An 8,572-nucleotide genomic window follows, 5' to 3' on the forward strand; every position below is an offset into this window, starting at 1 on the left:
CGTGAGTCTGCGGTCTGGAAGTGGGTGTGGGCCGCCGTCGGCGCCGCTGCGCTCGTCGAGGTGCTCGTGGAGGTGCTCATGGGTTTACCACCGTTTCTGGAACTTGTTGCGGATGAAGATGGCGAGGGCGTTCATCAGGATGAGGACGGCGAGCAGGAGGAGGCTCGTGGCGCCGGCGAGCTCGTGGAATCCCTCCTGCGGGCGCCCGGTCCAGTTGAAGATCTGGATGGGGAGCGTGGTGTATCCGCTGAGCAGCCCGTTCGGATCGAACGTGATGTAGACGAGCGCTCCGAGGACGAGCAATGGAGCTGCTTCGCCGAGAGCTCGGGACAGCGCGAGGATCGAGCCGGTCGCGATGCCTGGGACCGACGCGGGAAGCACCTGCCTCCACGTCGTCTGCCATTGGGTGGCTCCCAGCGCCAGCGAGCCGTCGCGGATCTCCCGGGGTACGGCGCGCAACGCCTCCCTGGTGGCGATGATGATGACCGGGAGGATGAGCAGCGTCAGCGCGAATGCTCCACCGATGACGATGTTCTTGTTGGTGACTCCGAGCATCGACAAGAAGGCGAGAGCGAGGAGACCGTAGACGATTGAGGGGACAGCAGCGAGGTTTTGGACGTTGAGCTCGACGAACCGGTTGAACCAGCGCTTCCGGTCGGCGAACTCCTCGAGGTGCACGGCGGCGGCGATTCCCAGGGGGAGGGTCATCACAGCGGTGGCCCCAATCGCCCAGACCGATCCGAGGATGGCTGGACGAGCTCCGGCTTCCTCCGGGTCAGCGGAGGGGAAGTTCGTCACCAGGTTCCAGGTGAGCTTGTTCTGTCCAGTGATGAAGATCGTGATCAGCAGAGTGACGAGCACAGCGAATGCGACGAAGAGCGACAGCCAAAGAAGTACGAGGAAGATGAGCGCGGTGGGACGCAGTTCGCCGTTTCGCCCGGTATTCAGCGGCCGGGTCGCGTTGAGCACACGGGACTCGGGAATCGTGGGCGCGGACATCAGTAGGCCTCCCGGAATCGGCGGACGAATCGGATGCTGATGAAGTTGATGAGCAGTGTGATGAGGAACAACAGCAGTCCGACAGCGAAGAGGGTGTTGTACTCGAGGCTTCCGACGCGGGAGTCGCCGAGAGCGGCGTTCGCGATGAAGCCGGTCATCGTCTGCCCCTGCTCCAGCGGATTGCTCACGAGCTGTGCCTGACTGCCCGCAGCGATTGCGACGATCATCGTTTCTCCGACGGCCCGGGAGATTCCGAGAACGACGGCGGCGACGATGCCAGACAGCGCGGCCGGAAAGACCACGCGAAGAGTGGTCTGCATGCGGTTGGCGCCGAGAGCGGCACTTCCCTGACGGAGCGCGCTGGGGACAGCAGACATCGCGTCCTCGGCGATGGATGCGATGGTCGGGATGATCATGACTCCCATCACGAGGCCGGCAGCGAGGACGCTGAACGCCCCTGTGGGGAGCTGCAGCCAGTCGCGGAGGACGGTGCCCTGCACGAACTGGAGGGCGAAGAACCCGTAGACCACGGTCGGGATACCCGCGAGGATCTCCAGCAGGGGCTTGAGCACCTTGCGCACTCGCGGTTTCGCGTACTCGGCGAGGAGGATCGCCGCACCGAGGCCGAAAGGAACGGCGACGAGGAGCGCGATGACCGTGGTCCACAGGGTTGCCGTGACCAGGGGGAGGACGCCGAAGGAGGCGTCCGCGAATCGAGGGGCCCAGCGCGTGCCGAAGAGGAACTCGAACGGTGAGACCTCCGCGAAGAAGCTCAGGGACGGGACCAGGAGCGCGATGACGATGCCCACGGTGGTGATGACCGTGATGGCTGCGGCAAGGCGCAGACCGAGTTTGATGAGGAACTCACCGGGCCGGCGGCGGCCTGCGAAAGACGAGGAGGGGGCGGGGGCCCGGCCGGTAGCCGGGCCCCCGGGCCGCTCAGTGACGGTGGTCATGGGAATCGTCCTGAGCCGGAGGCTTAGCCGAGCGAGGCGAGCTCGTCAGCCGCCGTGGTGACCTGCTCTTCGGTGAGGGGCACGAAGAGTGCGCGCTCGGCGATGTCGAGCGAGTTGGCGACGTAGAAGTCGATGAACGACTTCACCGGCTCCTTGTCGACGTACGAGGCGTTGTTCACGTAGATGAACAGCGGGCGCCCGAGCGGAGTGTAGGTGCCGTCCTGGACGGTCTCGGTGCTCGGCATCACGCCGTCGACCGCGACAGCCTTGATGACGCCCTCGTTCTCTTCGACGTAGCTGAGCCCGAGGAACCCGATGGCACCGACGTCACCTGCGACACCCTGGATGGTGATGTTGTCGTCTTCCGAGGGGCTGTAGTCGGTGCGAATCGCACCCTCTTCGCCGTTGATGGCGTCGGTGAAGTAGTCGAACGTTCCCGAGTCGGTGCCTGCACCGAAGAGCGTGATCGCCTGGTCGGGGAAGCTCGAGTCGACCTGGTTCCAGTTCGTGATCTCGCCCTCGGCCTCGGGACCCCAGATCTTGTTCAGCTGCTCGACGGTGAGGTCTTCAGCCCAGTCGTTCTCGGGATTGACGACGACGGACAGGCCGTCGTTGGCCGCGATGATCTCGGTGTACTCGATGCCGGCAGCCTCGCACTCGGCGGCTTCCTCGTCCTTGATGGCGCGGGAGGCGTTGGAGATGTCCGTCTCGCCCGCGCAGAAGGTCTTGAAGCCTCCACCGGTGCCCGAGGTAGCGACGGAGACGTTCACTCCGGACTCCTCATCGCGGAACAGGTCGGCTGCGGCTTCCGTGAGAGGGGCGACTGTCGACGACCCGTCGGTGTTCACCGAGCCGGTCAGCCCGCCCGATCCTTCGCCGGAGCCGGCGGATTCGCCTGCGCTCGGCTGCCCACCACAGGCGCTCAGCGCGAGAACGCCGATGACCAATGCTGTGGAGGCGAAGATCTTTGCTGTGGTCTTTCGCACGATTGCTTCCTTCATCTCAGACTCGTGACAGGCGGCCGATAGACCGCCTCGAATAGATGGTGATCTATTCGACGTATTGATAGAAGGTCATCTATGTGAACGTGAGGTTAACGGACTCGGAAGAACTCCCGCGCATCGCCGGCAAGCACTCGGCTGACCGCTAGGAGAACCGAGCGAACGCGAGCGAGATCGCAGCGAGCCCGACGGCGATGAGGGCCATGGCGGAGTACGAACCGGTGGCCACTGCGAGCAGCGGACCGAGTGCCGGGCCGAACGCTCCGACGAGCGTGATCGGAGCAGCGAAGATCCCGTTGATGGCGCCGTAGTTCTGGGTGCCCCAGCGATCCGCGACGGCGGAACCCTGAACAAGCGTCTGAGCGCCTCGCACCGCACCCGCAGCGATACCTATGGAGATCAGCAGCCACGGAGGCCCGGGAATCAGGGCAAGCAAGGTGAGAGAGATGACACTGAGGCCGGCGGTCACCGTGAGGGGGGCCCATGGTGGGGCAGTGTGCGGGACGGCGACGTAGAGGAGTCGCCCGATCACCTGACCGGCGCCGAGGAGTCCGAGAGCCCAGGCGGCGAGCTCGTAGCTCATGCCCTTCTCCATGAAGAGCGGGATGAGCGCGAGGGTCACGCTGAACAGCGCAGCAGCGAGAGCGAACATGGAGAGCTCGAGCATCCAGAATCGTCGCGTGCGCACGACCGTGCTCACCGTGTGAACCTCTGCGGCGTCGTCGTGGCGAACGGGTGACCAGGTGCGCTCCAGGCTGAACCAGTGCAGCGGCGCGGTGGTGAGAAGCAGGAAACCGGCGAGTATCAGGAACATGGTCCGCCAGTCGGTTATCGCCAGGAGTCCGGCGACAATCGGGGCGAAGATGGTGGAGGCGAGCCCGCCGGCCAACGTCAAGATCGTCATCGCCCCGCGGCGTCGAGCGTCGTACCGGCGAGCGATGACAGTGAACGCCGCCTGGTAGAGCACTGCCGATTGTGCGAGTCCTGCGATGACCCACCCCACTGTGAAGACTGCAAGGGTCGGTGCGAGAGCGACGAGCACGACGCCGAGCGGGCCGACGACGCTGCCAACAGTCATGATGAGGCGCGGCCCCCGCTCGTCGAGCCATTTCCCGACGAAAACGCCAGCGACAGCGGAGGCGACCAGGCCCGACGAGAACGACAGCGTGACCAGGGCCACCGGCCACCCGGTGTCATCCGCGACCGCGGGAGAGGCGACGATCAGTGCATAGAACAGGATTCCCCAACTGATGACCTGCCCCACCGACAGCGCGGCTAGCCGGCCGCCCAGGTGTGGCGAAGGGGCACTCGCTGAGGTCACACCGCGCGGAGAGAGTCGGCAGCGGCATCCATCGCGTCGCCGTTGAGAGCGAAGTACGCCCACTTGCCGCGCTGTTCACGCGTGACGAGGCCGGCGTCGGCGAGGAGCTTCATATGGTGCGACACCGTGCCCTGCGAAAGCCCCACGGGCTCGGTCAGATCGCAAATGCACGCCTCGCCGCCAGCCCCGGCGGCGATGAGAGACAGGAGCCTCACCCGCGTTGGATCGCCGAGCGCCTTGAACAGGCGTGCAACCCGCTCGGCATCCGCGACGGTCATGGAGGGGGTGATTGGCGGGACGCAGCAACTGGTCGATTCGATTGTCGTTGGCAAGCTCACGCGACTAGTCTGGCACGTATTGACAATCTTCGATAGATAGGCGACAGTCTTCATATTGAAGTTTTTCGATTTGAGGAGATGTGATGTCTGAGCTTCCCGTCGTCGTCATCGGAGCAGGGCCGCAGGGCCTCGCCGCAGCGGCACACTTGGTCGAACGCGACGAGAATGTCCTCGTCGTCGAGCGCGGGCACGGCCCAGCAGCTGCAGTCTCCGAGTGGGGACACGTGCGCTTGTTCTCAGCGTGGCCAGAACTCACGGACGCCGCTGCGCGCCGCCTGCTCGAGCCCACGGGGTGGAGCGCACCCGACTCGGGGTATCCGACCGGCGCGCAGTGGGTCAGCGACTACCTGATGCCACTCGCGGATGTCCTGGGCGAGCGGATCCGCTACGCGACGACTGTCACCGGAGTCGCCCGCCAGGGCCGCGACAAAGTCGTCGACGCAGGCCGCCGGAGCCAGCCGTTCGTCGTCCACACTGTAGATGCCGCGGGCAACGAATCTCGCCTCCTCGCCCGCGCGGTCATCGATGCCAGTGGCACCTGGGGCCTGCCGAATCCCGCCGGGGCGGATGGGTTCCCGGCCCCCGGCGAAGCCGCGGCGTCCGATCTGATTTCGTACCGCATCCCATCCGATGTGTCGGACCTCGCCGGTTCGCACGTCGTGGTGGTCGGTGCGGGGCACTCAGCCACGCATGCCGTGCTGCGTCTGAGCGAGTTGGCCCGCCGGTCGCCGGGAACGCGCGTGACCTGGCTGCTACGCCGAGGGAGCGCCGCCAAGGTCTTCGGCGGCGGAATCGGGGACGAGCTGCCGGAGCGTGCCGCGCTCGGTTCCCGCGCCCGCAAGGTGATCGACGAGGGGGTCGTCGATCTGGTGACAGGTTTCCGTGTCGCCGAGTTCCAGCACGGAGTCGATGGTCTGACGCTCGTCGCCGAAGATGGGCGCGAGGTGACGAATGTCGGGCGAGTATTCGCACTCACGGGCTTCCGCCCTGACACCGGGATGCTGCGAGAGCTCAGGATCGACCTCGATCCCACTCTCGAGGCGGTCGCAGGCATCGCTTCCGAGATCGACCCGAATATTCACTCCTGCGGATCGGTGTCCGCGACGGGCGCGAGAGAACTGGCGCAGCCGGAGCAAGGGTTCTTCATCGTCGGAGTGAAGTCCTACGGGCGAGCCCCAACGTTCCTCGCGTTGACTGGCTTCGAGCAGGTCCGTAGTGTCGCAGCTCACCTCGCTGGCGACCACGAGGCGGCCGCACGCAACGAACTCTCTCTCCCTGACACTGGTGTGTGCGGTGGATCCGGTGACTTCGATGACAATGCGGGAAGCTGCTGCGCGGCTCCCCAGACCCTGCAGATCGGCGCGCGGCCTGTCACTGTCGGCTGATTGCAACTCATGAGGGGTGGGGCTCCCGAACCGAGCCCCACCTCTCAGTACTTAGCTGACGAGCCGAGCCGCCAGACCACGCACCTTCGCGTCGATGGCGTCGCGGAGCTCGCGCACCCCGTCGGCCTCCCAGTTCGAGGGGTCCGGGAATGACCACTCGACCAGCTCTCCGTGCACCGCGCCAGGCAGCGGGAGGCCCGGTTTCATCAAGACCACGACATCGGCCGCGTTGAGATCATCCACTGTCACGGCCCGGGGCGTGGCCGCTGACGTGTCGATTCCGAGCTCGTGCAGCGTTGACGCGACGGCTGGGTTGATCGTTGCGGCTGGGGTGATTCCCGCACTCGTCGCGACAAGTCGCTCATCGCCGATGTGTGTCAGAAGATGGGCGCCGAGTTGGGAGCGCCCCGCATTGTGCTTGCATATGAACAGAACTGTCTTGGGCTGGGTCATCTGGGGTCCTCTGGCTTCCTGACTGTCTCGATTGCTCCACCTGCACGATCTGTGCGCCAGGTGAAGAGAAGGTGAACTCCGTCACCAACAGTTGCACTCGGTATCGATGAATGTCAATATAGACACATGTCGATTCAAGAGGTTGAGCTGGTCATCATCGGGTCCGGGCCTGCGGGCTACACCGCCGCGGTCTATGCCGCGCGTGCAGGCCTTGCCCCCGTGGTCCTCGCCGGTTCCTTGACCGCGGGCGGCGCGCTGATGACCACGACCGAGGTCGAGAACTTCCCCGGTTTCGTCGACGGCGTGCAGGGACCCGAACTGATGGAGTCGATGCGCGCTCAGGCCGAGCGCTTCGGTGCCCGCATCCTCCTCGACGACGCCATCCGGGTCGACCTCGACGGGCCTATCAAGACGGTCGAGACCGGCGCTGGAGAGACCTTCCTCGCCCGCGCCGTCATCCTCACCATGGGCTCCGCCTATCGCAAGCTCGGGTTGCCGGATGAGGATCGACTCACCGGTCACGGCGTCTCCTGGTGCGCCACCTGTGACGGCTTCTTCTTCCGTGAGCAGGAGATCGTCGTCGTCGGCGGCGGAGACTCCGCGATGGAGGAGGCACTGTTCCTCACCCGCTTCGCGTCGAAGGTCACCGTCCTGCACCGCCGTGACGAGTTCCGGGCCTCGAAGATCATGGCGCAGCGTGTGCTCGACCATCCGAAGATCGAGGTCGCATGGAACAGCGAGGTCGCCGGCCTCGTCGGCGCCGAGAAGGTCGAAGCCGTCACGCTACGCGACACCGTCACAGGCGCCGAGCGGACGATCTCGGCCACCGGAGTCTTCGTCGCCATCGGCCACGACCCGCGCTCCGAGATCGTCACCGGCCTCGTAGACACGGATGCCGACGGCTACGTGCTCGTCGAGCACCCCTCCACCCGCACGAACCTCGCGGGCGTCTTCGCCGCCGGCGACCTGGTCGACCACACGTACCGTCAGGCGATCACCGCTGCAGGCACCGGGTGCGCCGCAGCACAAGACGCCCAGCACTACCTCGCGGCGCGGGACGAGACCGTATCAGTACCCACCGAGACCGAGGAGGTCTTCGCATGAGCGCGCCCATCACTGTGACCGATGCCACTTTCCAGGCCGAGGTCATCGACTCCGAGATCCCCGTCGTCGTCGACATCTGGGCCACCTGGTGCGGGCCGTGCAAGCAGGTCGCACCCCTCTTGGATCAGCTCGCCGCCGAGTATGACGGCCGTGTGAAGATCGTCAAGCTCGACGCCGACCAGAACCCTGAGACGGTAGCCGCAGTCGGTGTCACGTCCATTCCCACACTCGGGTTCTACACGGGAGGCACGCGGGTCGACACACTCATCGGCGCCCACCCGAAGCCCATCATCGCCACGAAGATGGAGGCTCTCCTCGCATGAGCACCGCCACCGCACCCACTACCGTCCCGACCACAACGCGTCGTCTGTCGACCCTCGACCGCTGGTTGCCGCTCTGGATCGGTCTCGCCATGGTCGGCGGCATCGTCATCGGTCGCTTCATCCCCGGAGTCTCCGGTCTCCTAGCCGACCTCGAGGTCGGTGGAATCTCGATTCCCATCGCCCTCGGCCTACTGGTGATGATGTACCCGGTTCTCGCCAAGGTCCGCTACGACAAGGTCGCCGCGGTCACCGGAGACAAGAAGCTGCTCATCTCCTCCCTGGTGCTCAACTGGCTCGTCGGACCGGCGCTCATGTTCGTTCTCGCCTGGGCTCTCCTCCCGGACCTACCTGAGTACCGCACCGGGCTCATCATCGTCGGCCTCGCCCGCTGCATCGCCATGGTCGTCATCTGGAATGACCTCGCGTGCGGTGACCGGGAAGCCGCGGCAGTGCTCGTCGCCATCAACTCGGTGTTCCAGGTCATCGCCTTCTCGCTGCTCGGCTGGTTCTACTTGACGGTTCTCCCCGGCTGGCTCGGGATCGACTCCCAAGGCCTCGAGATCTCGGTCTGGCAGATCGCGCTGAACGTGCTGATCTTCCTCGGCATACCCCTCGTCGCCGGATTCGCCTCCCGATTCCTCGGCGAGCGCGCGAAGGGACGCGACTGGTACGAAGACCGCTTCCTCCCGAAG

Annotated in this window: 10 protein-coding genes; 4 read left to right on the plus strand and 6 right to left on the minus strand. The window is 65.5% G+C overall.

Annotated features, from left to right (window positions below; translation table 11 throughout):
* Positions 1–84 precede the first annotated feature (84 nt).
* From pstA to GZ67_RS0107870, 5 genes are all read right to left on the minus strand, one after another.
* Complete coding sequence (gene pstA / locus GZ67_RS0107850) at positions 85–999, minus strand: phosphate ABC transporter permease PstA (RefSeq protein WP_029264069.1); 915 nt, start codon at positions 997–999, stop codon at positions 85–87.
* A complete protein-coding gene (pstC, locus tag GZ67_RS0107855; RefSeq protein ID WP_029264070.1) occupies positions 999–1,955 on the minus strand; it encodes a phosphate ABC transporter permease subunit PstC in 957 nt (318 codons plus the stop codon). Before pstC ends, pstA begins: the two co-directional genes overlap by 1 nt.
* A gap of 23 nt (positions 1,956–1,978) precedes the next feature.
* Complete coding sequence (locus tag GZ67_RS0107860) at positions 1,979–2,941, minus strand: PstS family phosphate ABC transporter substrate-binding protein (RefSeq protein ID WP_231481738.1); 963 nt, start codon at positions 2,939–2,941, stop codon at positions 1,979–1,981.
* Positions 2,942–3,101: 160 nt separating this feature from the next.
* Positions 3,102–4,220: an MFS transporter gene (locus tag GZ67_RS0107865; protein ID WP_051662430.1), complete on the minus strand. Its 1,119-nt coding sequence runs from the start codon at positions 4,218–4,220 to the stop codon at positions 3,102–3,104.
* Positions 4,221–4,273: 53 nt separating this feature from the next.
* Positions 4,274–4,669 (minus strand): ArsR/SmtB family transcription factor, encoded by a 396-nt coding sequence (locus GZ67_RS0107870; protein ID WP_174521422.1) that lies wholly within the window; start codon positions 4,667–4,669, stop codon positions 4,274–4,276.
* A gap of 29 nt (positions 4,670–4,698) precedes the next feature.
* On the opposite strand from GZ67_RS0107870, the gene GZ67_RS0107875 reads away from it, so the two are divergent.
* Complete coding sequence (locus GZ67_RS0107875) at positions 4,699–6,000, plus strand: NAD(P)-binding domain-containing protein (protein WP_036304307.1); 1,302 nt, start codon at positions 4,699–4,701, stop codon at positions 5,998–6,000.
* Positions 6,001–6,051: 51 nt separating this feature from the next.
* On the opposite strand, the gene GZ67_RS0107880 is transcribed toward GZ67_RS0107875, so the two are convergent.
* On the minus strand, positions 6,052–6,453 hold the full coding sequence (locus GZ67_RS0107880) for an arsenate-mycothiol transferase ArsC (protein WP_029264075.1): 402 nt from the start codon (positions 6,451–6,453) through the stop codon (positions 6,052–6,054).
* A gap of 126 nt (positions 6,454–6,579) precedes the next feature.
* On the opposite strand from GZ67_RS0107880, the gene trxB reads away from it, so the two are divergent.
* The 3 genes from trxB to GZ67_RS0107895 all read left to right on the plus strand — a co-directional run.
* Positions 6,580–7,557 (plus strand): thioredoxin-disulfide reductase, encoded by a 978-nt coding sequence (trxB, locus tag GZ67_RS0107885; RefSeq protein WP_029264076.1) that lies wholly within the window; start codon positions 6,580–6,582, stop codon positions 7,555–7,557.
* Positions 7,554–7,880 carry a thioredoxin gene (gene trxA / locus GZ67_RS0107890; protein ID WP_029264077.1) on the plus strand — a complete coding sequence of 109 codons (327 nt, stop codon included), beginning with the start codon at positions 7,554–7,556 and terminating at the stop codon, positions 7,878–7,880. The genes trxB and trxA overlap by 4 nt, the downstream gene beginning before the upstream one ends.
* Positions 7,877–8,572: arsenic transporter (locus GZ67_RS0107895; RefSeq protein ID WP_036330239.1), on the plus strand; the 696-nt coding region annotated here is incomplete at its 3' end. The genes trxA and GZ67_RS0107895, both read left to right, overlap by 4 nt.

It is taken from the genome of Microbacterium sp. Cr-K20 (assembly GCF_000708325.1).
In the GTDB taxonomy this organism is placed as follows: domain Bacteria; phylum Actinomycetota; class Actinomycetes; order Actinomycetales; family Microbacteriaceae; genus Microbacterium.